The 25286-nt window shown below is 44.2% G+C and carries 27 protein-coding genes; 14 read left to right on the top strand and 13 right to left on the bottom strand.

The window, feature by feature from the left end:
* Positions 1–230: 230 nt before the first annotated feature.
* Positions 231–1793, bottom strand: a complete 1563-nt coding sequence (locus AC3CKG_RS04680; RefSeq protein ID WP_488528882.1) for a glutamate synthase-related protein — start codon at positions 1791–1793, stop codon at positions 231–233.
* Between the two features lie 438 nt (positions 1794–2231).
* Between AC3CKG_RS04680 and AC3CKG_RS04675 the strand changes: the two genes are divergently transcribed.
* Positions 2232–3893 (top strand): amidohydrolase family protein, encoded by a 1662-nt coding sequence (locus tag AC3CKG_RS04675; RefSeq protein WP_065112092.1) that lies wholly within the window; start codon positions 2232–2234, stop codon positions 3891–3893.
* 17 nt (positions 3894–3910) lie between these two features.
* Positions 3911–4297, top strand: a complete 387-nt coding sequence (locus tag AC3CKG_RS04670) for a hypothetical protein (protein WP_488528881.1) — start codon at positions 3911–3913, stop codon at positions 4295–4297.
* A gap of 60 nt (positions 4298–4357) precedes the next feature.
* Here the strand turns inward: AC3CKG_RS04670 and AC3CKG_RS04665 are convergent, their stop codons facing one another.
* The gene (locus AC3CKG_RS04665) at positions 4358–5266 is read right to left on the bottom strand and encodes a LysR family transcriptional regulator (protein WP_065112090.1); all 909 of its coding nucleotides are present in this window, start codon (positions 5264–5266) and stop codon (positions 4358–4360) included.
* A gap of 220 nt (positions 5267–5486) precedes the next feature.
* Here AC3CKG_RS04665 and AC3CKG_RS04660 point away from each other — a divergent pair, with 220 nt between their 5' ends.
* From AC3CKG_RS04660 to AC3CKG_RS04650, 3 genes are all read left to right on the top strand, one after another.
* Positions 5487–6245: a hypothetical protein gene (locus tag AC3CKG_RS04660; protein WP_488528880.1), complete on the top strand. Its 759-nt coding sequence runs from the start codon at positions 5487–5489 to the stop codon at positions 6243–6245.
* Between the two features lie 193 nt (positions 6246–6438).
* The gene (locus AC3CKG_RS04655) at positions 6439–7650 is read left to right on the top strand and encodes a carbohydrate porin (protein ID WP_488528879.1); all 1212 of its coding nucleotides are present in this window, start codon (positions 6439–6441) and stop codon (positions 7648–7650) included.
* Between the two features lie 81 nt (positions 7651–7731).
* Entirely contained in the window at positions 7732–8361 is a 630-nt protein-coding gene (locus tag AC3CKG_RS04650; protein WP_488528878.1) for a hypothetical protein, read from the top strand.
* 124 nt (positions 8362–8485) lie between these two features.
* On the opposite strand, the gene AC3CKG_RS04645 is transcribed toward AC3CKG_RS04650, so the two are convergent.
* On the bottom strand, positions 8486–9043 hold the full coding sequence (locus tag AC3CKG_RS04645; RefSeq protein ID WP_076671254.1) for a YceB family lipoprotein: 558 nt from the start codon (positions 9041–9043) through the stop codon (positions 8486–8488).
* Between the two features lie 162 nt (positions 9044–9205).
* Here AC3CKG_RS04645 and AC3CKG_RS04640 point away from each other — a divergent pair, with 162 nt between their 5' ends.
* The 4 genes from AC3CKG_RS04640 (at position 9206) to AC3CKG_RS04625 (ending at position 12244) form a co-directional block, all read left to right on the top strand.
* Positions 9206–9592, top strand: coding sequence for a thiol-disulfide oxidoreductase DCC family protein (locus AC3CKG_RS04640; RefSeq protein ID WP_488528877.1), 387 nt, complete (start codon positions 9206–9208; stop codon positions 9590–9592).
* A 222-nt stretch (positions 9593–9814) separates the two neighbouring features.
* On the top strand, positions 9815–11137 hold the full coding sequence (locus AC3CKG_RS04635; RefSeq protein ID WP_488528876.1) for an ABC1 kinase family protein: 1323 nt from the start codon (positions 9815–9817) through the stop codon (positions 11135–11137).
* A gap of 97 nt (positions 11138–11234) precedes the next feature.
* Positions 11235–11780, top strand: a complete 546-nt coding sequence (locus tag AC3CKG_RS04630; protein ID WP_065112084.1) for a glutathione peroxidase — start codon at positions 11235–11237, stop codon at positions 11778–11780.
* Complete coding sequence (locus AC3CKG_RS04625; protein ID WP_488528875.1) at positions 11777–12244, top strand: DUF3429 domain-containing protein; 468 nt, start codon at positions 11777–11779, stop codon at positions 12242–12244. Before AC3CKG_RS04630 ends, AC3CKG_RS04625 begins: the two co-directional genes overlap by 4 nt.
* Before the next feature lie 42 nt (positions 12245–12286).
* Here the strand turns inward: AC3CKG_RS04625 and AC3CKG_RS04620 are convergent, their stop codons facing one another.
* The 5 genes from AC3CKG_RS04620 to AC3CKG_RS04600 form a co-directional block, all read right to left on the bottom strand.
* Entirely contained in the window at positions 12287–12721 is a 435-nt protein-coding gene (locus AC3CKG_RS04620; RefSeq protein WP_019825979.1) for a GNAT family N-acetyltransferase, read from the bottom strand.
* A gap of 153 nt (positions 12722–12874) precedes the next feature.
* On the bottom strand, positions 12875–13489 hold the full coding sequence (locus AC3CKG_RS04615; RefSeq protein ID WP_372145342.1) for a LysE family transporter: 615 nt from the start codon (positions 13487–13489) through the stop codon (positions 12875–12877).
* A 97-nt stretch (positions 13490–13586) separates the two neighbouring features.
* Positions 13587–13949: a hypothetical protein gene (locus AC3CKG_RS04610; protein ID WP_488528874.1), complete on the bottom strand. Its 363-nt coding sequence runs from the start codon at positions 13947–13949 to the stop codon at positions 13587–13589.
* A 133-nt stretch (positions 13950–14082) separates the two neighbouring features.
* The gene (locus AC3CKG_RS04605) at positions 14083–15519 is read right to left on the bottom strand and encodes a lipopolysaccharide biosynthesis protein (protein ID WP_488528873.1); all 1437 of its coding nucleotides are present in this window, start codon (positions 15517–15519) and stop codon (positions 14083–14085) included.
* A gap of 15 nt (positions 15520–15534) precedes the next feature.
* On the bottom strand, positions 15535–16461 hold the full coding sequence (locus AC3CKG_RS04600) for a glycosyltransferase family 2 protein (RefSeq protein ID WP_102308117.1): 927 nt from the start codon (positions 16459–16461) through the stop codon (positions 15535–15537).
* Positions 16462–16766: 305 nt separating this feature from the next.
* Between AC3CKG_RS04600 and AC3CKG_RS04595 the strand changes: the two genes are divergently transcribed.
* Positions 16767–17912: a glycosyltransferase gene (locus AC3CKG_RS04595; protein ID WP_488528872.1), complete on the top strand. Its 1146-nt coding sequence runs from the start codon at positions 16767–16769 to the stop codon at positions 17910–17912.
* A 109-nt stretch (positions 17913–18021) separates the two neighbouring features.
* Here AC3CKG_RS04595 and AC3CKG_RS04590 read toward each other — a convergent pair whose 3' ends face one another.
* The 4 genes from AC3CKG_RS04590 to AC3CKG_RS04575 form a co-directional block, all read right to left on the bottom strand.
* Positions 18022–18813 carry a ribonuclease H1 domain-containing protein gene (locus AC3CKG_RS04590; RefSeq protein ID WP_488528871.1) on the bottom strand — a complete coding sequence of 264 codons (792 nt, stop codon included), beginning with the start codon at positions 18811–18813 and terminating at the stop codon, positions 18022–18024.
* Positions 18814–18894: 81 nt separating this feature from the next.
* Positions 18895–19224, bottom strand: coding sequence for an AzlD domain-containing protein (locus tag AC3CKG_RS04585; RefSeq protein WP_017110045.1), 330 nt, complete (start codon positions 19222–19224; stop codon positions 18895–18897).
* Positions 19221–19955, bottom strand: coding sequence for an AzlC family ABC transporter permease (locus AC3CKG_RS04580; RefSeq protein WP_099166289.1), 735 nt, complete (start codon positions 19953–19955; stop codon positions 19221–19223). Before AC3CKG_RS04580 ends, AC3CKG_RS04585 begins: the two co-directional genes overlap by 4 nt.
* A 100-nt stretch (positions 19956–20055) precedes the next feature.
* Positions 20056–20889: an AraC family transcriptional regulator gene (locus AC3CKG_RS04575; RefSeq protein ID WP_065103937.1), complete on the bottom strand. Its 834-nt coding sequence runs from the start codon at positions 20887–20889 to the stop codon at positions 20056–20058.
* A 303-nt stretch (positions 20890–21192) separates the two neighbouring features.
* Here AC3CKG_RS04575 and AC3CKG_RS04570 point away from each other — a divergent pair, with 303 nt between their 5' ends.
* On the top strand, positions 21193–21531 hold the full coding sequence (locus AC3CKG_RS04570) for a hypothetical protein (RefSeq protein WP_372200465.1): 339 nt from the start codon (positions 21193–21195) through the stop codon (positions 21529–21531).
* Between the two features lie 33 nt (positions 21532–21564).
* Here the strand turns inward: AC3CKG_RS04570 and AC3CKG_RS04565 are convergent, their stop codons facing one another.
* Positions 21565–22482, bottom strand: coding sequence for a LysR family transcriptional regulator (locus AC3CKG_RS04565; RefSeq protein ID WP_102278274.1), 918 nt, complete (start codon positions 22480–22482; stop codon positions 21565–21567).
* A 90-nt stretch (positions 22483–22572) separates the two neighbouring features.
* Here AC3CKG_RS04565 and AC3CKG_RS04560 point away from each other — a divergent pair, with 90 nt between their 5' ends.
* The 3 genes from AC3CKG_RS04560 (at position 22573) to gad (ending at position 25275) form a co-directional block, all read left to right on the top strand.
* Positions 22573–23205 (top strand): LysE family translocator, encoded by a 633-nt coding sequence (locus AC3CKG_RS04560; protein WP_102278273.1) that lies wholly within the window; start codon positions 22573–22575, stop codon positions 23203–23205.
* Between the two features lie 139 nt (positions 23206–23344).
* Positions 23345–23551 (top strand): hypothetical protein, encoded by a 207-nt coding sequence (locus tag AC3CKG_RS04555; protein ID WP_102278651.1) that lies wholly within the window; start codon positions 23345–23347, stop codon positions 23549–23551.
* A 329-nt stretch (positions 23552–23880) separates the two neighbouring features.
* Positions 23881–25275: a glutamate decarboxylase gene (gene gad / locus AC3CKG_RS04550; RefSeq protein ID WP_017105444.1), complete on the top strand. Its 1395-nt coding sequence runs from the start codon at positions 23881–23883 to the stop codon at positions 25273–25275.
* Positions 25276–25286: the final 11 nt, after the last annotated feature.

Genomic DNA, 25286 nt, shown 5'->3' with positions numbered 1-25286 from the left:
TCGTCACTTGTTGGTCTATGCAACCATCAGGCGATTGTCTGTGTTTTTAGATTAAGCAGGATGATAAAACCTCAAGTTAACTTGAGGTAAAGTGATATTTTCAAGAAATAGGAAATAATTTTAAAACGCTATAAAGCAGTGCATTACAGCAGGTGGAATATGGATTGGTATTGCATGGCAAGAATAAGCACACCCAAAAATGCAGTGGGTGTGCTTTATTGAAGTGTTATTTACTTAGATTGATTTAATGGGCTCACGCCCGAATAAGTAACGCCTGACAACTCTGCCATTTCACGATTCCATGTCGCTAAATCGTGCGGGTTAAACTGATTTAAATGATCATGCCCGCACGCTCTCGCCATCACTTGCATTAATTCTGTCGAGGCTTCGAAGAAGTTCTTCAATTGATTCGACGCTTTCTCGACATTCAAGCGTTGGCGTAAATCGGTTTTTTGAGTCGCGATGCCCGCTGGGCAATTGTTGGTATTACACATTCTCGCCGCCACACAACCAATCGACTGCATGGCGCTGTTCGAGATGGCGACACCATCAGCGCCAAGCGCCATCGCTTTTACAAAGTCCATCGGAACACGAAGTCCGCCAGTAATGATTAAGGTGACTCTGTCACTGACACCTTGCTTGTCTAAATAAGCTCTGGCACGAGCAAGTGCTGGAATGGTGGGAACACTGATATGGTCTCGGAACATTTCAGGCGCAGCGCCTGTACCACCGCCACGCCCATCTAAGATGATGTAATCAGCACTGGCATCGAGTGCAAACTGAATGTCTTCTTCAATGTGATTGGCACTCAACTTGAAGCCTATCGGGATTCCGCCCGTCACTTCTCGAACTCTGTCGGCGAACTTTTTGAAATCCTCAACGGTTTTTAGATCAACAAAGGTTGGTGGAGAAATCGCAGCCGTACCCGCTTCAATGCCGCGTACCTCTGCAATCTTACCGATGTTCTTAACTCCCGGCAGATGACCGCCGGTTCCGGTTTTAGCCCCCTGCCCGCCTTTAAAGTGAAAGGCTTGAACGTTTTTAAGCTTAGCTTCATCGTAACCAAACTGAGCACTGGCCAGTTCATAAAAGTAACGTGAGTTCGCGGCTTGCTCTTCGGGTAACATACCGCCCTCTCCAGAGCAGATACCCGTCCCTGCTAGTTCTGCGCCTGTCGCCAACGAGACTTTCGCTTCTTCAGACAAAGAGCCAAAACTCATATCGGACACAAACAAGGAGATGTTCAACTTGAGCGGCTTTTTCGCTTTGGGCCCAATAATCAGTTCAGTACCAACGGGCACATTTTCTAACAGAGGCTTGGTGGCCATTTGCGCGACCATCACTTGAATATCATCCCAATGCGGCAATAGATATCTTGGTACACCCATTGAGGTCATGGGCCCATGATGCCCAACCTTAGATAAACCATCGCGCGCCAGTTGATGGATAAACTCGACCGTGGGTTCTTCTTTGGTTGCGCTCGCAGCAGGAGACAAGTCTGGCGCAGCCGCTTGGATGTGAACCTCTGGGCCTTCTTGCCCCACCTGTTCCGCCGTAAACTGTTTATGAGTGCCATCGCAAAAAGGTAGGTTGTTGGAATACTTACAGCGACACAGATAGGCGTCGCCATTTTCTTCGGCCACAAAACTCTTCGGTTTAAAGCCGGTACCTGCATGAGAGCCGTCGCAATACGGCTGGTTTTTCGATTTACCACAGGTACAGAAGTAATACTCTTCCCCTTCAGTTAGCTCCACTTTGATTGGCTTGGTATCCGCTATCACTGGATTCTTCATAGTTCGTTCACCTTTATCTTTTTTATCATTTGATGACTGAAGCGATGGCTTGCTCACAAGAGTAAAGTAAAGGTGAGATACGTGACGAATTCAATAAATGGGTGAAGTAAAGCGGCGCCACTCGAAAGCCTGAACCACCATCAAACCGATAACCATCGTGCTGATATTCATATATTGGTTCTATGCCTCAACGATATCCATTCCGTCTAAATAATGGGAAACCACTTTCGAAGACCAACACCAAGACTCTCATTATTAACTCAGGGCTTTTAATTTGTAGGATCAGATCAGACAAACTGAAATTTTGTTATATAAAAATTGGGCTAGAATTATCTCAGCTTCCAAAGGTAAGCCAGAAATACAAACGGCAGTACGACAATTAATTTCAGCTGAAATAGGTAAACACTTTTAACCTTTCCAGCAACAAAGAGAGAAATCATGAAAAAATCATTCAAGAAAGGCCGCATAAGCGGACTTGTTAGTATCGCATTGTGCCTAGGAGCGTCAGGAGCTTTTGCCGCGGATTACGACCTAGTTATCGAGAATGGACGAGTGATGGACCCTGAAAGCATGCTGGATGCTGTATTAAACGTCGGGATCAAAGATGGTCAAATCATCAAAATTACGGCAGAAAAACTCGACGGTGACGAGACAATCGATGCAACAAATCAAGTGGTTGCCCCAGGTTTCATTGATACCCACTTTCACTCGCTAGATGGTTTATCTATCAAGCTTGCAGCCCTAGATGGTGTAACAACGGGTATGGATCTGGAAGTCGGTGCGATTCGCGTCGGTGAGTGGTATGAAGAAAAAGCGGGTAAATGGCCACTGAACTACGGTACTGGTGTCAGCCACGAAGGAGCTCGTCTTCAAATCCTAGATCCTGAAGTGAAAATTACAGGCCCACATGATGCAACTACGATTCTTGGCTCGCTTCGAACAGAAGCGGCTAAAGACGGTGTGAGCGGCTGGTCTGAGACAAAAGCTGACATCGAGCAGATGAACCAAATCCTTTCTGTTCTTGATCAAGGCTTTGCAGAAGGTGCATTGAACCTAGCTTCAACAACCGCTTATATGAAAGATGGTTTGACGGCATTTGAGATGTACGAGTCCATGAAAGTCGCAGCAAACTGGGACCGATTTGTATCATCACATACACGTTTTCACGCTAACCCTTCAAATCCAGAAGCACAGTTAGGTTTTGACGAAATCTTTACCAATGCGATGCTTCTCGACTTACCATTTTTGATGCACCACAACAACGACTTCGGTTGGTGGGAAGTGGAAGAAAAGCTAAAGCTTGCACGAGAAAAAGGCTTAGTGATGTGGTCTGAATACTACCCGTATGATGCAGCATCCACTGCGATTGGTTCATCTTTCCTTGTACCAGAGTCTGTGGAAGGGATGTACAACGCGAAGTATGAAGAAATGATGTACGACCCAACACGCGATAAATTTCTGACCAAAGAAGAGTATCTGGTCATTGCCGCTGAAGATCCGGGTCACTTGGTGGTTCTGTTTAGCCCTGCACGTAAAGATTGGATGAAATACTGGCTACAAATTCCAAACATGACCGTTGCAGCAGATTCTATCTATTCAGGTTTAGGTACTGATTCTTGGGATGCCGATCCAACAGAATATCAAGGTCACCCTCGAACTGCGGGTACTCGAGGCAAAGTATTACGTATGGCACGTGAAGAAGGCGTACCATTGTTATTCACACTTGCTCAAACGTCTTACTGGGCAGCAAAGCATCTAGGTGATGCGGGTGTTGAATCAATGAAAGTTCGTGGTCGTATGCAAGAAGGCATGGTTGCTGATATCACCATTTTCGACCCAGAAAACGTAACCGATAATGCGACTTACAAAGCCAAAGAACAAGGCAATCCAACAACCGGTATTTCTTATGTCATCGTAAATGGTGAGCAAGTGGTTAAAGAAGCTGAGTTCCAAAAAGTATGGGCAGGCCAACCCATTCGTAACACACCATCGGATGAATCACGATTTGAAGGATTGAGCAAAGAAAAGTTCTTGGAAAACCTAACAGTACCAACGATTTCTATCGATGACTCGGGTGCCTCTGGCAATCCGCAACTATAGAAAAAGGTGAGGTAATCATGATCAAAAAGGCTATATGTGCATTGCTACTCACGGGTTCGTTTTCAGGAATGACAAGTGCAACTAGCGTCGATGATATGGGATTTGATGTGTCTAGTTTTAAACAAACAGGACAACAAATATCTGTCAAAGAACCCAAAGCGCCAACGTTAGTTCAGGAGAGTAAACTGGCCTCATATGTAAGCGAAGTCGGCGTAGATGTCGCCAATTTGTCTCAGGTGCAACTTGATGATTTGATCGGAAGTTATGACCAATTGCCATCAGCGATCTTTTGTGATGAACACCAAGAGTTCGAGATTCAGATATCAAGTACGAATATCTGGCAAAGAACGAAACTGATGAAGTTACGACAAGCGATTGGAGACGATCTACCTAACGCGCACTAATATGCCCTCATAACAGCCAGTGATTTTTACTGGCTGTTTTTTTCATCTAATAAACCCAAGTTAGAAGTATTCATCATAAACGTGTTGGATGTATTCATTAGCAGCAGTAACGATAGATTCCCTTATCCCTTCAATATGCAAAGAGTGTGGGCTCCATAATGAAATGGGAATCTCTAACCCTTTTTTAATCTCAGTAGGCTTGAGTTCAATTAAATTTTGCTGCACAAATTCAGAGTAAATAACAGAGCGAGGAAGTAACGCCCAACCTAAGTCCAGCTGAACCAATTGGATCACAAGCGCAAGTTGGTCAACAAGCTCATAGTTAGCAGAAAGGGTGACTTTATCTGCCATCCCTTCATCGATTAATGATTTCAAGATTAACTGCTTAGATATTTTTAACTTAGAGAACAGTTCGTTTGGTGGCGTTTTACTCAGTTCACTGCCTTTACTTGCAAATGGGATCAGCGTAAGGGTTTCGAGGTAAACCGCGTGAAAGCTATTCATCGCCCTACTCTCATGAGTATTCACAAAACCGAAGTGCAGTGTCCCATCTTCAATCCCCTGCTTAATCTCCTTTTTATTCATGACCAGCATATTGACTCTACAACCTGGAAAGTCTTTTTGTAATTGCATTCTGATATCAACCAAAATGAGCTGTGGCATAAAGCTTAGATAACCAATATTGATGGTTTCTGGTTCGCCTCGGGAAATGTTGAGCGCTATTTTATCAAAGGCTTTTAGCTGCTCAACGGCTTGCTTTGCATAGCGGTAAAGTAACTTCCCTTCTTGTGTTGCTTCAACACTGCGACCTTTGCGCTCAAAGAGTGCGACATCAAGAATATCCTCTAAATTGACAACAACTTGCCCGACGGTACTACGGTGTTTATCTAGCTTAGCGGCCGCCTTGCTAAAAGATTTTTGCTCGTAAACCGTCACAAAAGTGGAGAGTTGCTCGAGGCTGAAATTCATAGATGACTCCAATGTTCAAATAATGCTTTGTTGCTTTCAAATCAATCACTTTGACGTGATGAGTATAGACAGAACATGCATAGGTTACGACTTCCACCTCAAAAAAAACCAACAAGGTTCAAGTAGTTTGTCTGATCACGTCAGACAATAGCAATTCTGAGTTTCCATTAAACGTTTATATCATTCCGGCTTATCTAAACAACCTATGTGAAATACCGATATGAATACCACCAAGACTTTTACCGCGACCGCTTTGACCTTATCACTGCTTACCTCTCCTTTCATTTTGGCTGATGAAGAACAAAATGTGGATCCATCCGATGTTGCACGCGCTGTAACCTCATTCACTGTTGGTCTTAGCAACACCGGTAAAGTGAAGGCGATGGGCACCATGGCAATGCCAATCAATGAACAACAGCAGGCCATGATCGTAGCCGAAGGCAATATGACGAATGAAGGCAAATACAGTGATGCACGTGTCCAATACTTCCATGTATTCAATCTTGATAACGCATCAGTCCCTAAAGTCGCGGCGTCACTCGATCTTATAGACAACGACATGGTCAGCACTGCAGCTGTCGGTGGCGTAGCAGCAATTAACACGGACAGTGAACGTTTTACTGTGTTCCTTCGCGCAGGCGCATTAGCAGGTGAATACAAAGAAGGCTTTATCCAAAGCGGTGGATTTGGCATCAACGACCAAACCGCGATTGGTGGTACTGCTGCGGCATTCCTGAACGTTAAAACTGGCGACGATGGCACCTTTTTCACCTTCAATCCGGAATACACATACATCGACGGCGATCTTGAAAGCAGCACCTTGAAAACAACACTCCGTCTAGCAACACCTTTATCACAAGATAAATCTCGCTGGGGAGAGCTAAGAGTCGAGAACACTTATGGCGACGTAAAATCAGCCGTCAAAACTCAACATGTTGATGACACTGCAGCTTGGTTCTTATACCGCGCCTATTTCTAAAACCTCAAAGGTCATTGTCCTATTGGGTCAGACAAACCAAATTTCGTCAGTTTCGATATCACGAATACCATGACGGCAGATTGGTGAAGTAACAATCGAGTTCAGTCACCCGCTCCTAAAGTAGATACATCATTATTTTTGCACTCAGCGTATTTGATTAACCAAGCTGAGTCGTAATTACTAAGAGGTTAAAATGAAACATCTTTTGAATCTGTCAACGGTTGCTCTGATATTGGCATCAGGGGCAACAACCGCTGAAGTAATGCCAGTAGAGTCCTCAGCTTCGCGTTCACATTACGATTCATGGAATGAAACCAAGCAAAACCTTCAAAAAGAACATGGCTTACAGTTGGGCATGGATTACAACATGCTGAATATGGGAGCGATTGATCCTCTTGGGGATTCATCTGCCGCGGCAGGAGCATTAAGAGTCTTTGGTCAATGGGATCTTCTAGAGACAGAAGATGGAGACAAAGGTGGAATTGTTTTCAAGTTTGAACATCGACATAAATACACTGAAAACTCCCCGAAAGAATACGGTTTGGCCGATCTCGGTTACTTAGGTTTTGCTCACTCCTTATATGGTGATCAAGGCTTTAGAACCACTCATTTATTTTGGCGTCAATCTCTAATGCAAGAACAGATGGTGGTTTACGCCGGTTTCTTAGACATGACGGATTACACCGATTTTTATGCGTTAGCTAGCCCATGGAATGACTTCAACAATGGTGTGTTTACTTCCGGAAGTGGAACGATTGGTGGATTGCCTGATGGTGCACTGGGTGTTATGGCAGGCGGTTTTTTCTCAGATAGCATTTATGGCTCGGCCAGTATTCTTGATGCTAAAGGTAACGCTTCTGACTTAGTAGAAGGAGCCAAAGAGCTCTTTGACACAGGGGCCACTTGGAAAAGCTTAGAACTAGGTTGGACACCAAGTAAAGATATGCTGTTCATCAGCAATGCTCATATCAGCCTATGGCAGCGTGACGCAGTTGGAAACGATGATGAAGGTTACGGTATCAACCTGTCTCTATCAGGTTTAGTGGCTGAACGTTGGTTGCCTTTCATTAGAGCTGGATGGGCTCAAGATGGCGGAGCCATGTACGACGCCTCAGTAAGTGCTGGCTTTGGTTACATTCCTGCACAGAGAAACCAAGACATGTTTGGACTGGCAGTTAACTGGGCAAGCCCAATGGAGAGCACAACGCTAGGGTTGGACTTAGGTGACCAATATACAACTGAAGCGTATTACCGAGCTCAAATCACACCATGGCTGCAAATTTCTCCAAGTGTGCAAGTTCTGAATCACACCGCGATTGATCTGACCAATGGCTTCGACAACATCAATTTAATCCAGAATAAAACCGATGTGGTATTTGCCCTAAAAGCAAAGTTCGAGTTCTAAATTAAACACACGTACAAATGATATTAAGGAAAATATCGTTATTAACCTTGCAAGGAGTGCTAAATAAATTTCGAGTAAAAAATGAAAGTAAAAATATTCTTGGCGGTACTCTTAGGTATGGCTTGTAATACTGCGACTGCGGAAGCAGAAAAAACAAGTAACGATGAAGTGCAACGAATTATTCTTGTTCGACATGCAGAAAAGCCAGATGACGGCCTTGGTAACCTAACCTGTCAGGGATTGAACAGAGCACTATTATTACCAGATTATATTCAACGTGAGTTCAATAAACCGGACTACATCTTTGCTCCAAACCCATCAATTAAAACCTGTGAGCTGCATGGCGATGGTGAATGTTATAGCTACGTTCGTCCTTTGGTAACCATTGCTCCAACTGCGATCCAATATGGCATGCCCATCAACACACAATATGGTTGGAATGACTTTGAAGGGATTCTTGATGAGTTATTCTTAGATAAATATCGTAATGCAGATCTTTTACTGGCGTGGGAACACATCAGCATTGAAGTGCTTGTTACTTTGATTAAGCATCGCTTTGACAACGTTGACCCAATCCCAGAATGGCCGAATTCAGATTACGACACTGTTTTTGAGTTAATCATCGATTGGAGTAAACCGAGAGATCTGACAATCAATGTTCATAAACAACAGTTTGGAGACATCTCAACTGAATGCCCTAGCACCAAATAAGTTGCTGATTAATGGCTTTTATCGAACAACAATCAGAAGAGTGAATTAACCTCAGCCCGAGTACACAATAACAAGTTACTCCGTACTCGGGCTAAAACTAGTTAACCTTTAATACAACAAGCCTCTAATCAAACAATTCGATAACCAACTTATTATCTCGGATCACTAGATTCGGTTCCGATGACTTAATCAACGACTCTTGCACTTTATTGCTGTCGAGCTTGTAAACGGGAGACTGGGACAAAGCAAAACCAATCATAGAAACGGCAGGCTTAAGTAGTTTGGCAATCTCTGGCGAAAGCTGTTTATCTTTTTCTTCAAAGCGCTCTAAACGCAGTGATTTCAAATAAATCTCGCCACTCTCTTTGTCGTATTCAGGAATCGCACTGAACTCAATATCCAAGTCCAACCCCATATTCGGCATATTGAACACCTGAACTTTTGCATTGGTGTTCGCTAAAACAGACACACGCTCGGTATCAGCCCGACCAATTTGCACCGCTAAGTCATCGACAGCGACTTGCGCGTACATAACGTTTTGTACACCCACTTCCTGCTCTAACATCACCGAATCTTGCAGATAGTTCGTCATTTCTTGCTCAGTCACGCTGTAGCTAACACAACCACTTAGCATCAGGGCAGTCATAGCTATAATGAAACGGTTCATTAACTTTGTTGTCATTGGAGATAGGCTCTTAATTTGTAAATGCATGGAACGGATGTTACCTCTAGATGATACTGTAAAATAGTTCTCACAATGACAGTGTCGGATAACTGGGCAGAATGATCCACCTAATTGGTGATGTCGTATAGATTGGTATTGACGAAAAGAGTAAGAAAAACAATGACTGCATTAACGATATTTTACGATGGCACTTGTCCACTTTGCGCGAAAGAGATGGCGGCACTGGCTAAATCTGATACCAAAAATCAGATTCAAACCATCGATATCTACAGTGAGGCGTTTACAGATTACCCGCAGATAGATGCAGAGGCAGCCAACACGATTTTGCATGCACTCGATGAGAATGGAAAACTGCTGCTGGGTTTGGACGTGACTTACCAAGCGTGGAAGCTGGTTGGTAAAGGTTGGCTATATGCCCCATTGCGTTGGGCGATATTTAAGCCAATGGCCGACTGGTGTTATCTGCGGTTTGCCAAAAACCGATATAAAGTCTCTTTTTGGCTAACTGGAAAGTCACGTTGCAACAGTAACAGCTGCACCAAATAGTAGTGAGTTAAGAAATGCCGCTGGCGACTTTGTAGTAAACGATACCAAACAGAACTGCGAACACCAATACCGTAACGGCCACTTTCAACCAAATAAACTTCATATTTTGTCCCTACTAATTTTGTTTACTGTTCCACGAGACAAGTTATCACAACGAAACATTAGGTTGTGTAATGATTGATAGAACTTTGTAGTCAACCTTGATTCCCAGAGAGAACCTTTATGTCGGCAAAAGAGAGAAACCTTCCTACACATCGAATTTCGAGATTCAGTAAGTTTGCCTCGCTGGCGACAAGGGTCGCAGGCAATGTGATAACGGAAGGCACCAAGCAACTCGCACAGGGCAATAGGCCGAAAGCAAAAGACTTAATGCTGACGCCGCAGAACATTGCTCGCCTGACTGATCAACTGGCACACCTGCGCGGTGCAGCGATGAAGCTTGGCCAAATGTTATCAATGGACGCTGGCGATGTTCTCGAACCTGAATTAGCCGACATTCTTTCTCGCCTGCGCTCAGACGCCGACCCGCTGCCGACAAAGCAGCTCAACCAAGTGTTAGGAAGCTCACTCGGCATCAACTGGAAAGCCGAATTTCTTTCCTTCAACTTTAAACCGATCGCCAGTGCGTCCATCGGACAAGTTCACCAAGCCTACAGTGATGCGGGAAACAAACTTGCCATCAAAGTGCAATATCCAGGCATTCGAAAGAGCATCGACAGTGATGTGGACAACGTAGGCACATTGCTTAACATCGTTGGGTTGATACCCAAGTCCGTCGATTACAAAGGCTTACTAGAAGAAGCTAAGAAACAGCTCCATGATGAAGCGGATTATGCTCGCGAGGCTGACTATGCGACACGTTACTATCATGCACTGAAAGAACACGCTCACTTCGTCGTGCCTAAGATTCACCCTCAAATGTCTTCAGAATCAGTACTCGCGATGGACTTCATTGAAGGTGTCTCGATAGAGCAAATAGAAGGTTACGATCAAGGTACTCGTGATTTTGTCATGCGCAGCTTGCTCGAACTCATGTTCAGGGAATTATTCGATTTTAAAATGGTGCAGACCGACCCTAACTTCGCAAACTACCTTTACGTTGAAAACACGCGCCAGATTGGGCTGTTAGATTTTGGGGCAACGCGTGAATACAGCGACCGCTTCAGTGATGGCTATCGTTTGGCCTTTACTTCTGTTGTTAATCAAGACGAATCAGAGCTCAATCAAGCACTCGAACAGATTGGGTTCTTTAGCGAAGCCATACTACCCGATCAGCGCCAAGCCATTCTTAACTTAGTGACTATGGCATGTGAACCTATGTTGGTTGACGAAGACTACGATTTTAAAGCCAGCGGACTCGCTCAAAAGCTTCGTGAAGCTGGCACCATCTTGAGCATGGAACAAGAGTATTGGCACACGCCACCCGCAGACGCCCTATTCCTCCATCGTAAAATCGGTGGCATGTATCTGTTAGCCGCTCGCCTTGGAGCAAGGGTGAACATAAGTCGTTTGGTCGCTCCATATCTCATCAGCGATGACACCTGATTCGTTCACAAATAGTGACGGTTAATGATTCGCAGAGTGATCATTTCGTGCTGCACAAGAGTACTAACAGTTACGCCAACTAAAATGAGCCAAACCTATGAAACCTTCACTGCTTTGCTCCACCGCCCTGATTGCGAGCCTAACGAGCTCTATCGCTGTTGCATCAAGTTGCCCTGAGATACTCAACGGCAAACAACGGTTATTAAACTCCAACGAAGAGATTGAGCTGTGTGAAGAGTTTCAAGGCAAAACCCTTTTGGTTGTGAACACGGCCAGCCAATGTGGCTTCACACCACAATTTAAACAACTGGAGCAATTGCATCAGACCTATAAAGACCAAGGTTTCACGGTGGTCGGCTTTCCAAGCAATGATTTTCGCCAAGACCGAGGAAGCGAAGAGAAGTCAGCCAAAATCTGTTACCTCGACTACGGTGTGACCTTTCCGATGATGGCTCGAGCAACACTATCTGGCAGTAGCGCTAACCCTGTGTTTGCAGAAATTCAACAGCAAGCAGGTGTGACGCCCAAATGGAACTTCTACAAATTCCTAATCAGCAAAGAAGGTAAAGTGGTGGCAACCTTCCCTAGCTCGACATCACCAGTGAGTGCGACACTCAAAAATGCGATTGAGCAGCAGCTATGAGGTCTGAATATTTAGCGCCAACTCAAACCCGCAATACCATGGCCAAGCTCGGTTACATGGGGCTAATCCCGTTTCTATTTGGCCTACTGCTGTCTCTAACCGACAGTCAATTCTTGGGCCTGAGTGGCGAGACACTCTTCATCACCTACAGCGTGGTCATATTGAGTTTTTTGTCGGGTATTTTGTGGGGAAATGGCATCGAAAATTTCGAAAGCCAGTCTAGTAACAAGGCTCTGATTCTAAGTAACGTGATTGTGTTAGTCGCGTGGCTAGCAGTGTTACTTGGGGAACAAAAAGAGTTTCTCACGACTCTGATTCTTATCATCGGCTATATTACGGTTTGGCGAGCGGAAAGGTCGATGAGAGAAGAAAATCAAAGTGAAGGCCCGGATGGCTACTTTGACATGAGAACTCGGCTCACCTCTAGCGTGGTGTTGATGCACGGTATCGTGATGCTGACCTAGGTGTGTGAAAGCGAGAACCAGCACACACAGAGTTAAGCAAAATTAGATGATGAGCTGCATCACCAATCTAGGCTCATCTTCGCCAAAATAGTTATCTTCTTCTTTGATCGTGACAAAACCCATCGATGCATAAAGCGCGCAAGCCGACGTGTTATTAGGATCTACGGTCAGCAATATTTTGGATTCTTGAGGCAGTGTCGCTATCGCCTGCTGCATCAATAAACGCCCTACTCCCATGCCTCGGAATTCTTTATCAACAGCTAACGACAAAACCCAATACTCTTGTGGTTTGTCGGTTGGTGTCATCAACACATAACCCGCAACCTTCAGCTCTTGCTTAGCCACCAATAAGCCCTTCCCCCAGCAATCAAAGGCCTGACGAAAGAAAAACTGCGGATAAGCGTGGTCGCCAAACAAAGTATGTTCAAGCTGGTAAATATCAGCCAGTTCTTGTTTTTCCGCACAGACAACATTCATAGATAGACCTCATTTAAACCGAACCTCAAGTTTAAACATGCAAGCTCAAAGGTGCTATTAATAATATATATCAACAGCCTAAAGGCTTACGAACTGCCTTAACTAAGATGCCATTTAAGTGATGCCTAAGGGGTAGATTAGGTTACTTATGTTTTACTGACGACTCACCAACAAATTCGCACCAGATAGTGCAAGAAAAACAGAGCAGGCTTTATTGAAACGCTGCGCCATTTCAGGTTTAGAGAACCAATGTCTAAGGTATAAACCGAAGGCTGCATAGATAGAGATAGCAACCATCTCTAATACAAGAAAAGTACTTCCTAAAATAAAGAATTGGGTATGAACGTTGGCAGAAACATCGACAAATTGAGGAAGGAATGCGGTGAAGATAAGTATCGCTTTCGGGTTGCCAGCGGCGAGAGCAAATTCTTGTTTAACTAAACCAAACCAATTCTTGTTGTGCTCAATACCAACAATAGGGCTGGCTTTTGAGCGCCACAAATTAAACGCAATCCAAAGTAGGTACATTGCGCCAAACAGCTTGATCATGAAAAACAGAGTTTCAGAAGTATAGAGGACAACAGCGAGTCCAGAAGCAGCCAGAGCGATCATGCCAGAAAAGGCACAGATTCTTCCCAACCCTGCGACGAAAGCCGCTTGGAAGCCATAACAGCGGGCGTTGTTCATCGCCAATAGGTTATTGGGTCCGGGCGTTAAATTTAAAGCAAAACAGGCCGGGATAAACAGCAGTAACTTCCATATTTCCATTGAGGCTTCCTAGTCGCAATATGCTGCGGTTATAAAATCGTTGAACAATATCTTATCTTTTATAACAGCATTTAAAAGATCTGCCGCATCCTTTTAGTTAGTTCTCAAAAAACTTCTCGTATTCTGGCGTAGATAAGTTTTCTGCAACACCTATCTCACCAACAATATAAATGGCACTGGCAATGGTCTCTAAAGTTGGATTAGGTTCGCGCTTTGGCACTTCACCAACCACAGGGACAGCCTCAGGATTGAATGTGGAATTACAGACAACGCTAGCACACACGATATTTTGCTGATCTTGCAAAGAAACTTCTGGAGGATTGAAATCGGGCGACTTATAACCTGGCGCATTTTCCTCTTGTGAGTTTAAGTCAGGAACCGAAGCATCCACCGTTGAAAAATCAGAGGAGCTGTATGAGGCTACTGAAAACAAAGAGAAGAGCAACATCCACTTATTCATGTATCTTTCCATAGTTAGCATTCATTGAATTTATAAATACTATCTAATCCAAAAGATTATGAACAGTGTTTTATTATAACTATTTGAATTCTGATTCGCTTAATGAAGCTCTTCATGGCATGAATGACGTGGTTTAGCCAACATGTGAATGCTTGCCGAGTGTCAATTTATCAAGCAGAGTTTGAGGAATAACGATGACCGAGTATTTAATAAAGGCCACCAGCGTTATTAGTGCAACAAAGACACCTAAAACAAAGTCATGAACATTAGCGAATACCAAGCCAAGAAATCGGTCACAGACGATCGCTACAACAGCGATGCTGACTGCGGTTAACCACTTACTGTGTTGATACGGTAAATATTCCATCGATTGACTGACAAAATATAGGAGCAACAACCTTAAGGTATACGTGCCGCAAAGAACGAAGATAACGCCCCCCACACCAAATATCGGTGTCACCGTAAAATAACCAATGGCAGCCAATATCGCGCACCCACCTTGAACCCACATTTGCGATTGACTCGAATCGCCACTGAAACAACCAAGGTTAAGGTAATCACCTGCGTTTTTGATAACGCTAATGGCAAGCAAAGCGACAACAAGAGTCCCTGCATAGTGATAACTGCTCGGCAAAATTAAAGAGATAAAACCGGGCACCGTTAGAATCATCAAAGAACCCAACACAATCGCGAAATTCACTCCGACTAAGGCACTATCAGCACACTTTTTGCTACCTCCCGGTTGTTGAAGCATAGCGACACGGTTTGGAAACCACCAAAGCGCGTAAGGCTGTAGCAACAAGCCAAGCAGCAATGCAAACTTGCCACTGACCGCATAAATCGCCAGTTCTTCCACCCCAACAAAGCTCGCCATCACCCAACGATCTAACCCTGTGATCATGTACATTGACGCACCACCCATCAAAGCAGGCAGTCCAAACTTTAAGATCTTGGCTGAGTATTTGAAGCAGCCAAAAGTTCCCATCTCTTGCCACTGATAACGCACTAAACAAACCATGAGTAACACGCTAGATACCGCCGATGAGATCAACACGCCATCAATCCCATATCCAGCCTCAAGCAGCGCAAAAGTCATCGTGGCTTGAACACCGGCTTTCAAGACATTGAGCAAGCAAAAACGTTTCGCCATCGCGTTCATTCGCATTAAGGTAAGCGGGATAGAAATCGCTCCGTCGAGCATGACCGGGATAAGGAGAAGCAGAATTTGGTACGCCTGAAACTCTACGGGCAGCATGAATATTAATAGCGGCATACTGAGCGCAATTAAAGCGCCTCCTAGCACACACACCAAAACACTTAACGTGAAACAGTTCGAGACCAGCTTTCGCTTTTCATCACCCTCGACGACACCAACGTAGCGATACATGGCGTCTACGATACCAAAGCTAAATAATATCGTCCCTATATCGGCCAACAACACGATCGCTTCTAAAGAGCCATATTCTGCTAACGTCATTTTGTGGGTAATGTACGGGATCATCACCAATGAAATTCCCTTCATCATCACAATACCAATGGCGTAATAGGCGGACTGTTTTAACGAACCCATAGCGTCACCTATCCTTTACCAAGCTGGCGTTAGGAAACTTTTACAGTCTCCGAGTAGGTGTCGCAAGGTTCTCTTCTGTGGAGCCATCACCAGAGAGCGAAAACTGTAAGCAATCGCCTGTCGGTTCTGTTGTAAACCTCGGTAATAGTCAGCGTAGCCCTCTAGTATTCTCGCCTTAGCAACCTTGAAACTAGATGACCTTAAATTCCAATGTTCACTATTATTTTGGTAACGCTGAAGAATGGATTCTATTGACTGCAGATTTCTCAGCTTAAGGCTTTCCGTTTGAGTGACGGAACTCGCCCTCATTAGGTAACCAACCTGCACTGAATTCAACACCCCAATCTGGTGGTTCTCACTCATTCGAAGCCATAACTCCCAGTCTTCCCCATACTTAATATCTGCATCAAAGCTGTTGGTTTGAGAGAACACATCAGCTTTCACCATGACGGTTGAGGTTCCAATAACGTTATTTTCGATAATGAATTCTAGCGGGCTCTCAATATTAATGAACAATTCATCTTGGTCTTGAAACTGCGACCAGTAACTAAAACAGTCGATAATCACTTGGTAGTCTTCAGTGAGGTGTTCGTAGTTAGTGAAGCTCATTGCAAGGTCTGGGTAGCGCTGATGAAACTCAAGTTGTCGTTCGATTTTTTCTGGAAACCAAAAGTCGTCAGCGTCTAAAAAAGCAATGTATTCGCCCGTCGCTTTCTCAATGCCTAGGTTCCTCGCTTGAGGGGCGCCAACACCTAAGGTTGATAGCGTAATAATACGTTCATCATCAATCGATGCGAGGTAAGTGGACGTTCCATCATTACTGTTATCGTCAATAATGATCAGTTCAACGTCTTGATAAGTCTGTTTTAACACGCTGCCGATTGCTTTCGGCAGGTAATCTAAACAGTTGTAGGTCGGAATAATAATACTTACTTTAGCCATAATGACGCTCTCACATTTATACGTTATACAGCTAATAGTGCATGTTCTGTGCCGAGAACTTAGGCTTATTGGTTTGCTTTCATATCAATGTCTTACGAACTAATTCGCAAAATGACGACAAGGTGCGTACAGCGGAGAAACTCAAAATTCTAATTTGATTACCATTTTGAGAAAATCAGCCCCACCTTCGCGATAACCATAAGAAAGTCATCCCCTTTCCTCTAAAATCCCCCCTAAAACCCCATTCAATCTTGGTTCGTATTTTGCTTAGTTGACTATAGTGGCCTTCATCAAGGGAGCAAAAAATGAAAAAAGTAGCATTTATAGCGCCTACTTATCCTGTCCTCAGTGAGACCTTCATTCAAACCGAAGTCGACTCCGTTAAAGCGTGTGGGCACGACGTCTGTGTGATGACGTTCAAGATTGAGGACAGCGAAAAGTCATTCGACTATGACATCATAAAAATTGGCAAGGATGTTCGGGCGGGCAAGATAACCAACATCAACTGGATCGGCTTTGTTAAAGCGCTTTCGTTTGTTTCAAAGCAAAATAGCATGCCTAAAAATTCACTTTTCGCTTATGGATTTAAGCTGGCGTTACAACTCGCAGAAAAAGACGTTAACCATGTTCATGCGCATTTTTGCCAACACACCACCGCACATGCGATTGTCGCCGCAAAGCTTCTCAATATTACCTGTTCGTTTGTTGCCCATGGTCACGATGTCTACGAATTTGCTTACGATATTGAATACAAAATTTCATCGAGTGACTTTGTGGTTGCGGTCTGCAAAGACATGCTCACCGATTTCAACAACATGGCAAAAGGGAATATCAAGCTCCTTCACTGTGGTGTAAATACTAAACAATTCCAACTACACCCAAAAACCGACGCCAAACAACTTCGCCTCGTTTTTCTTGGCCGATTAGTTGAACAAAAAGGTATTCACCATCTTATAGATGCGTTGGCACCGATTGCCCAACCTCTCGACATTCATCTTGATATCGTCGGCACTGGCGATTTAGAACAACAATTAAAAACACAAGTTGAGCAACAAGGTTTAACTCGACACGTCAATTTCCTAGGAGCTAAGCCCCACGAATGGGTGAAAGTGAACCTAACGAATTACGATAGCTTGATCGCACCGTTCTGCTTCTCGGCAACGGGTTGTGTGGACACAGGTCCATTGGTACTTAAAGAAGCGATGGCCGTGGGAACTCCAGTGATTACCACCAATATCATGGGTTGTAAGGAGATCGTTACTCCAGAGACAGGGTTTGTGGTTAGCGAGAAAAACGTCGAGGAATTAAGAGAAGCGATTGAGCGTTTTGCGCAGTTGAGTTGCAATGACAAAACAGAGATGGGGATGAAAGCAAGAACAAGAGTGGAAGAGAGTTTTAATTCGTTGAAGCAAGCTCAACAACTGTCTCACTGGATAGAAAACCCAGCTTAATCTTCGACTAAACAAGTCGAGTGAAATGAGGTGGGAGCATACAACAAAGCGTTACCTCAATATAAACAGTAACGCTTTGGTTAACTCACTTTCTAACTTTTGACTCTTGCTAGCCCGCTCGCAAAGCTAAGATTTCAGTGAGGTCGTCAGTTTCAGTATATCGACTCAAGTCTTGCTCTTTAGAAGCAATCGCCACAATAGACATTCGGTCGGCAAGCTCGTTACCTTCAATACCGACGTGGCCATTTACGTGGTAAATGGTGATTTTAGAAGCCAACTCTTGGTAAAGGGCATACGCAGGCTTAATGATATCGAGGTTTTTAATTTCGCCCCCCGACTTCGTCCAGCCTTTTTTCTCCCAACCTGTAGCCCATTTGGTAATGCAATCAATCGAATACTTAGAATCGCAATAAATCGCGACAGATAAACCAGCTTTCAGCTTTTCCTTAGCCAGAATAAACGCTTGCTTCAAGCCGTGCAGCTCTGCTGTATTATTAGTTCCAACTTGCTGATACAAGCCATACCACAACTCGGTTAATTCGTTGTTCAAGTAGACAGCTAAGCCAGTGCCCGCTTCACCAGGGTTCGGCTCACAAGCGCCATCTGTGTATATCTTGATATCGAAAGGCATTTCAGAGATTTGCTGCTCAGAAAGAGGTGGGACTTTCGCTTTCTTAGGCTTACCCGCAACACTTGGCTTGGTCGATGAAGATCTAGATGTTGAAGCAGAACTAGACACAGAAGATGCTTTACCACCGAAAGCGAACTCTGCTTCGCCTAATGTTGGAAACGATTTATATCTCGCACCAGCGAAACCATCGACTTGCGACTTACACTCATTCCAAGTAGTAAAAATACCCGGTGTACGACCTTTCCAAACCACATAATACTTCTTAGCCAAATTAACTCCTTACCAGAACCTTAATACACAAATAGTGAATCAATACATTAGAAGTCACCACGCCATGCGTTGCAAGGTCAATCAGTTAAAAAGGTAATCAACCGCGACAAGGTTGTAGAACAAGAACACCGCCATGCTGACACCGATCGTTAGCAGCACATTACCCGTTTTCCAAATCAAAAGCCCAGTCACTACCGCGCCGATTAAATAAGGGTTTTCTAGGCTTGGCCAAAAAGCTTGCTCTGGTGCGAACACAATCGGCCCCCAGATTGCCGTTAATACCGCAGGGCTCGAATAACGTAACAACCGTCTCGCAGTGCTGTTTAATCGAAGCGGGATGGCCGGTTCTAGAAACAAATATCGACTAAGGAAAACAATCGCGGTCATGAGGAATATCGATAACCAGATCATGCCGAATCCCCCTCTTTGATGAGCTTATTGCCGTTTCTACGTTCCACAAATGACTCGCTGATAAAGCCGGCTAACATACCCGAAATAGCAGCAATCATAAGGCCACCTTCAACATTGTTGACCGACAAGGCAACTGAGGCGATCAAAGACACCACAACACATACCACCACGGGCCATGTTCGGATTAATGGAAAAACTAAAGCAATAAAGGTCGCTGCCACCGCAAAATCGAGACCGATTTCATTGAGTGACGGAATCTGACTTCCTGCGACAATGCCGACGAAACTCGCGATGTTCCAAACAAGGTAAAAACCTCCACCCACACCCGCTGCATACCAGCGGTTAAATTCTTGCTGAGATTGGCCACTGCAAATCGCGAACAGTTCATCCGTTAGCCAAAAGCCAAGCAGTAAACGCCAACGAGCGGGAAGATGACTAATTTTGTCGCGCATCGACACGCTATAAAGAAAATGCCTTGAAGTAATAAAGAACGTTGTTAACAACATAGTCCCTAACCCAATGCCCGATTTGAACATCCCCGCCGCCACTAATTGCGCTGAACCCGCAAACAAAATCGCAGACATAGCCTGAGCTTGAAGCTGATTCAGACCAGCATCTATTGCATACGAGCCAGCTAATATGCCCCACGGTATTACAGCAATACTCAAGGGCATCGCAGCCAAAACGCCTTTCCATAACTGCGTGCGTCTATTCATTGTGTTGTTATCCATATTTTCCTAGTTCTCTTTGCATTGGCTATTCAATGTAAGAGAGGGTTAACTTATTCGATTGTACAAACTTGCTCTATATCTAAGGTACAAAGCACAAATCTCAACGCATCTTAACGTACTGACCCGGCGTATAACCGTTGGCTTTCTTAAAGTGACGATGGAAGTGGCTTTGGTCGTGGAAACCACATTCTTGCGCCGTATCGGAAATCGAATGCCCCTGTTTGAGCAACGTACGAGCCAACCTTAATCGAGACTGGATCTGATACGCATGTGGCGGAAGACCAAATTCTTTTTGAAATGAGCGCACCAAATGAAATGGACTCAAAGCAGCTAGCTTAGACAACTCATCGAGTGACACATCCGCTTGTGGAAAGTCATCAAGAAACTCTTTTACCAGTATAAGCTGACGTTGGACTTTGCTATCCAGTTGAGGCGTTAGACTCGACTTCCCGTGTCTGCTGATTAACTTAACCAACATCCCATACATCAAGGTTTCTCTGAGCAGGCGATTATCTGATTCTTCAATCGTATTGAAAACCAACCTCAGTTGATTGGCGAGCTCTGGATCTTCAACAACGGCTCTTGGGAAATAAGGCGCACCATAGTTAGGCAGGTTCAACTCTTGAGTGATCTTAGCGAGTTGCTCAGGAAGTGGGTACATTGCGCGATATGCCCAACCACCTTCAGTGGCAGAATGTCCGCTGTGTACCTCATCTGCATTGACCAGAATGATGGCATCTTGGGGGGCTATGTGATGGCCGCCGGTTCGATAAAAACGCTGAGCCCCCTGCTCTATCACACCGAACGTATAACCTTCGTGACTATGACGTGAGAAATTCTGCTTTTCGTATTCAGCATTGAGGATCTCAAGACCACCGAGTTCTTCCGTGACCTTATAATCGGCTTTCTCTTTAGAGCCCTTCTTGTTCTCCATAACCATCCTCAAACCTGCTAATCACCGAGCGATTCATCAGTCTACTCTATCGGCTCTTTCAGCTTTTGTACAAAATTGCGCATTCACCAATTAAATTAAAGAGCATTTCAACCTTTGGTGCATTTTTAATTCACCGCCTCCGGCATGGCAAGATGAGTATCAGAGATAATATATAGCGTTAGCCGTGCCTGAAGAATTGGTACCGAGATCCCGCTAATCCGTCGTTTGGCAAAATACTGACAAATAGCATTATCCTACATGCTCATAATCATGTATCAGTCATCGTTCGTGAACCTAAGACCCATGAAAATAGCTCTAGCTACCTTGTTTCTGTTAAGCCTAACCGGATGCACTCACAATCAATCGAAAGCACTAAGCATGAACTCATCATCGGTTAATTCATACCCACAATCGATGTCGAACCTACAACTGTGCGACACCTTGTATTACGGTAGACCAAGTAACCAAACACTGGCGGCAATTGGCAGTCAATTTAATCGAAGAGGATTATCCAAGAGTTGGTGTGATACCGAAACCAACAAGCTCTATCTAACAAAGACAATTGATTGGGTTGCAGACCAAGTAGAAGACAAAGAAGATTCAGACGAAGAAGTGTCTGCTGTGGTATTGCCTGCGAATTAAATGAGGCAATGACAGCTAAACGTCTGTTCGCACTTAATGACCTCGCTTGCTTAGGTAATTAAGTGCCCTATTCTTACTCAAAAAATCCCAAGTTAACCTGGCTGCGTTCGAAGAAAAACAACCGCTTCTTTTCGCTACACAAATATTACGAGGGTACTCGGGCGCAAGAGGAATAACATTTACGCTGGGATGAGATTCTGGAACGGCAAGCTCTGCAACAATAGAAACACCTAAGCCCGCTCTAATCAAAGCAAGTATCGAGGTCAATTGAACAATGGTGTGTTTTTCTTTAAGGCGAGATTTTGATAGCTTAAACCATTCTCTAATGAGCGCCTCGCTGCCCCCTTTACTCAGTATAAAATCTCGATCTTCGATATCCACAGCCGACAAAACTGACAACTGGGATAAAGGGTCATCTTCATGAACTAAAGCCACCATACGGTCAGTAAAAACTGGGATGATATCTAGATCTAAATACTCTTTATCAACCGCGATTGCAAAATCTACGCGCCCCTCTCGCAATGCTAATAATGCTCCTTCGTCAGTAAACTCGCTTATTTCAATTTTAACTTGAGGTAAGTGTTGGCTGATCGCATGAATTAGGCTGGGTAAAATATGTGTGGAAGCGGATGCGCCAAAAGAAGCCACTTTCACCTGTCCAGCGCCATCTTTTTGAATAAGTCGAAGCTGTCTCAATAACACCTCTCCCTGCAATTCCTGCTGTTTAGCGAACTCAGCAATCAACCTCCCTTCCGCTGTTAACAATAAGGGACGACTGTCTCTTCGAACTAAAGCGAAACCTAACACATCTTCAGCACGTCGAAGAGCTTTGCTCGCAGCGGGTTGGCTGACTCCTAATACCAGAGCGGCATCAGTGATACTTCCGAGCGCTAGTAACTGCAGAAGTAATTTGGGGACTAATGATGGGATGCTTTCCAAGTCTTCAACCATTTATATAACCTCAGGTTATTTTGATATCTATCTCTATGCTAGCAGACTACTTTTTCCGAAAAATAGATACTAGTCACCCGGAGAAAACAAATGACTGTAGAAACATGGCTAACCTTCTGCCTCGCTTCACTTATCTTAACCATGACGCCAGGTCCCAGCATTTTGTTGGGCGTCATTCATTCAATGAAATATGGCGTTAATAAAGCTATTTTTACGGCACTAGGCGATATCTCAGCAAACTTCATACAGATGATCATTGTTGCAGTTGGACTTGGCATCATAATGTCAACGTCTGAACTAGCGTTCGCCGTTATCAAGTGGCTTGGGGTCACAACATTGCTGTATATGGGTATCAAGATGTTGCGTGATAAACCTGAGTGTGATGCACAAATAACCACCAATTCACCCACCGCGATTTCAGGCCACAGACTCTATTTAAGTGGTTTCTTCGTTGCAGCGGGTAACCCCAAAGCGATTGTCTTTTTCACTGCATTCTTCCCCCAGTTCATAGACCCAACTAAGCCCCTGTTATCACAAATGTTGGTGATGTGCCCCACAATGGCAGTGTTGGATTTTACCTGGGTGATGATTTACGCCATCTCTGCCAAGAAGCTTCTTGGGTTTATGCAAGATCACCCAACGTACCTGAATAAAATCGGAGGCTCAGCGCTTTTAACTGCAGCCATCGTACTCGCAGTAACAAGTCACAGATCCAACCTATAGTCGAGCCAGTAAAGGAAAAAACAATAAATTGGGTTTCATTCGAGGGGAAAAAGTACGTAACCACATCTCAATTTTGGACATACTTCAGATAGCAAGAGGCCACCCATAAAGAGCGGTATTTTAAGATGATGCTTGCAACATAAGTCAGCATAGCGCGAACTGGCTTTCGAACAATTGCGCAGCAATTGGCAGTGAATTTAATCGAAGAGGATTATCAAAGAGTTGGTGTGATACCGAAACCAACAAGCTTTATCTAACAAAGACGATTGATTGGGTAGCTGAACAAGTCGAAGACAAAGAAGATTCAGAGGAAGAAGCGTCTGCGGTGGTGCTGCCTGCTAATTAAGAGGATTAAAAATTTAACATCGTAGAATGTCCAAATTATAATCAGCTACCAAAATTATATATCCAAAACTTACAACACTAAAAAATAAGCATCAACACTCACATAAAGTTCATCATGACAACTCCGTTTTTCACCACACAGTGTACTTTTGAAATATTTGTTTTACCGTGCACAAAACAAGATAAAACAACGTGAAATAAGCAACCAGACTCTTATTTAAGCTGAATTTTTATAAAATCCTGCTATGTTTATTTAGCTGCCAATATTGCTATTTACTGATGTTTCAATGGCAATAAGTAAAATAAATTCAATAAGATAAAGGATTCACCATGCCTCTTCATAAAAAATCGACTGTTCGTGGTTCACTCTTAGATGATGTTTATTCTTCCAAAGATCTTTCCGTTGTTATGCCCAAGTATCGAATCCCAGAGCAAGAGCATGCACCCGCTCATGCTTACCAAGTCGTGCATGATGAACTAATGCTAGATGGCAATTCGCGTCAGAACCTTGCGACCTTCTGTCAAACATGGGTCGAAGACGAAGTCCATAAATTGATGGATGAATGCATCGACAAAAACATGATCGATAAAGATGAATACCCACAAACGGCAGAAATCGAATCTCGATGTGTACATATGCTCGCCGATCTTTGGCATGCACCTAACGCTGAAAATCCAATGGGATGTTCAACAACTGGCTCAAGTGAAGCCGCAATGCTTGGTGGTATGGCGCTAAAATGGGCTTGGCGTGAGAAAATGAAGAAGCAAGGTAAGCCAACTGACCGTCCTAACCTTATTTGTGGTCCAGTTCAGGTTTGTTGGCATAAATTTGCCCGTTACTGGGACATTGAACTTCGCGAAATCCCAATGCAAGGTGATCGTCTGATCATGACCCCAGAGGAAGTAATCAAACGTTGTGACGAGAACACGATTGGCGTCGTCCCGACACTAGGCGTGACCTTTACTTGCCAATACGAGCCAGTACAAGCGGTACACGAAGCGTTAGATAAACTACAAGAAGAGACCGGATTAGATATTCCGATTCACGTTGATGGTGCAAGTGGTGCCTTTCTCGCCCCATTCTGCGACCCAGATTTAGTGTGGGATTTCCGTTTGCCAAGGGTCAAATCCATTAATGCTTCTGGGCATAAATTTGGTCTTTCTCCACTTGGTGTTGGCTGGGTTGTTTGGCGAGATGCGGATGCTCTGCATGAAGACTTGATTTTCAACGTCAACTACCTCGGTGGCAACATGCCTACCTTTGCGCTCAATTTCTCCCGCCCTGGGGGTCAAATCGTTGCGCAATACTATAACTTTTTACGTCTTGGTAAAGAGGGCTACCGTAAGATCCATGATGCTTGTTATGACACGGCTCGTTACCTTGCCAAAGAAGTCGAAAAGATGGGTATATTTCACATCATCTACGATGGTCATGGTGGTATCCCGGCCTTGAGTTGGTCAATTAAAGATGGCGCAACCCCAGGCTTTAACCTCTACGATCTTTCGGATCGCATCCGATCTCGTGGTTGGCAAATTGCCGCTTATGCGATGCCCGCCGAGCGTGAAGATCTGGTAATCATGCGTATTTTAGTTCGTCATGGTTTTAGTCGTGATATGGCTGACCTTTTGATTTCCGACTTACAACACTGCGTTGATTTCTTTGACAAACACCCGGTCGTCAATGGTAGCGACGCTGACGAGTCGAGTAACTTTAATCACAGCTAATTGTCCCATCT

It is taken from the genome of Vibrio sp. QJM3NY_15 (genome assembly GCF_057785995.1).
This window is presented reverse-complemented; position numbering and strand designations above follow the sequence as displayed.

Coding starts and splice junctions, on each gene's coding strand:
- AC3CKG_RS04650 (WP_488528878.1), top strand. CDS start 7,732: ATGAAAGTAAAAATATTCTTGGCGGTACTCTTAGGTATGGCTTGTAAT.
- gad (WP_017105444.1), top strand. CDS start 23,881: ATGCCTCTTCATAAAAAATCGACTGTTCGTGGTTCACTCTTAGATGAT.
- AC3CKG_RS04605 (WP_488528873.1), bottom strand. CDS start 15,519: ATGGGTTCGTTAAAACAGTCCGCCTATTACGCCATTGGTATTGTGATG.
- AC3CKG_RS04655 (WP_488528879.1), top strand. CDS start 6,439: ATGAAACATCTTTTGAATCTGTCAACGGTTGCTCTGATATTGGCATCA.
- AC3CKG_RS04580 (WP_099166289.1), bottom strand. CDS start 19,955: ATGGATAACAACACAATGAATAGACGCACGCAGTTATGGAAAGGCGTT.
- AC3CKG_RS04610 (WP_488528874.1), bottom strand. CDS start 13,949: ATGAATAAGTGGATGTTGCTCTTCTCTTTGTTTTCAGTAGCCTCATAC.
- AC3CKG_RS04645 (WP_076671254.1), bottom strand. CDS start 9,043: ATGACAACAAAGTTAATGAACCGTTTCATTATAGCTATGACTGCCCTG.
- AC3CKG_RS04575 (WP_065103937.1), bottom strand. CDS start 20,889: ATGGAGAACAAGAAGGGCTCTAAAGAGAAAGCCGATTATAAGGTCACG.
- AC3CKG_RS04665 (WP_065112090.1), bottom strand. CDS start 5,266: ATGAATTTCAGCCTCGAGCAACTCTCCACTTTTGTGACGGTTTACGAG.
- AC3CKG_RS04625 (WP_488528875.1), top strand. CDS start 11,777: ATGAGGTCTGAATATTTAGCGCCAACTCAAACCCGCAATACCATGGCC.
- AC3CKG_RS04570 (WP_372200465.1), top strand. CDS start 21,193: ATGAAAATAGCTCTAGCTACCTTGTTTCTGTTAAGCCTAACCGGATGC.
- AC3CKG_RS04595 (WP_488528872.1), top strand. CDS start 16,767: ATGAAAAAAGTAGCATTTATAGCGCCTACTTATCCTGTCCTCAGTGAG.
- AC3CKG_RS04640 (WP_488528877.1), top strand. CDS start 9,206: ATGACTGCATTAACGATATTTTACGATGGCACTTGTCCACTTTGCGCG.
- AC3CKG_RS04675 (WP_065112092.1), top strand. CDS start 2,232: ATGAAAAAATCATTCAAGAAAGGCCGCATAAGCGGACTTGTTAGTATC.
- AC3CKG_RS04560 (WP_102278273.1), top strand. CDS start 22,573: ATGACTGTAGAAACATGGCTAACCTTCTGCCTCGCTTCACTTATCTTA.
- AC3CKG_RS04620 (WP_019825979.1), bottom strand. CDS start 12,721: ATGAATGTTGTCTGTGCGGAAAAACAAGAACTGGCTGATATTTACCAG.
- AC3CKG_RS04565 (WP_102278274.1), bottom strand. CDS start 22,482: ATGGTTGAAGACTTGGAAAGCATCCCATCATTAGTCCCCAAATTACTT.
- AC3CKG_RS04670 (WP_488528881.1), top strand. CDS start 3,911: ATGATCAAAAAGGCTATATGTGCATTGCTACTCACGGGTTCGTTTTCA.
- AC3CKG_RS04585 (WP_017110045.1), bottom strand. CDS start 19,224: ATGATCTGGTTATCGATATTCCTCATGACCGCGATTGTTTTCCTTAGT.
- AC3CKG_RS04600 (WP_102308117.1), bottom strand. CDS start 16,461: ATGGCTAAAGTAAGTATTATTATTCCGACCTACAACTGTTTAGATTAC.
- AC3CKG_RS04635 (WP_488528876.1), top strand. CDS start 9,815: ATGTCGGCAAAAGAGAGAAACCTTCCTACACATCGAATTTCGAGATTC.
- AC3CKG_RS04680 (WP_488528882.1), bottom strand. CDS start 1,793: ATGAAGAATCCAGTGATAGCGGATACCAAGCCAATCAAAGTGGAGCTA.
- AC3CKG_RS04660 (WP_488528880.1), top strand. CDS start 5,487: ATGAATACCACCAAGACTTTTACCGCGACCGCTTTGACCTTATCACTG.
- AC3CKG_RS04630 (WP_065112084.1), top strand. CDS start 11,235: ATGAAACCTTCACTGCTTTGCTCCACCGCCCTGATTGCGAGCCTAACG.
- AC3CKG_RS04615 (WP_372145342.1), bottom strand. CDS start 13,489: ATGGAAATATGGAAGTTACTGCTGTTTATCCCGGCCTGTTTTGCTTTA.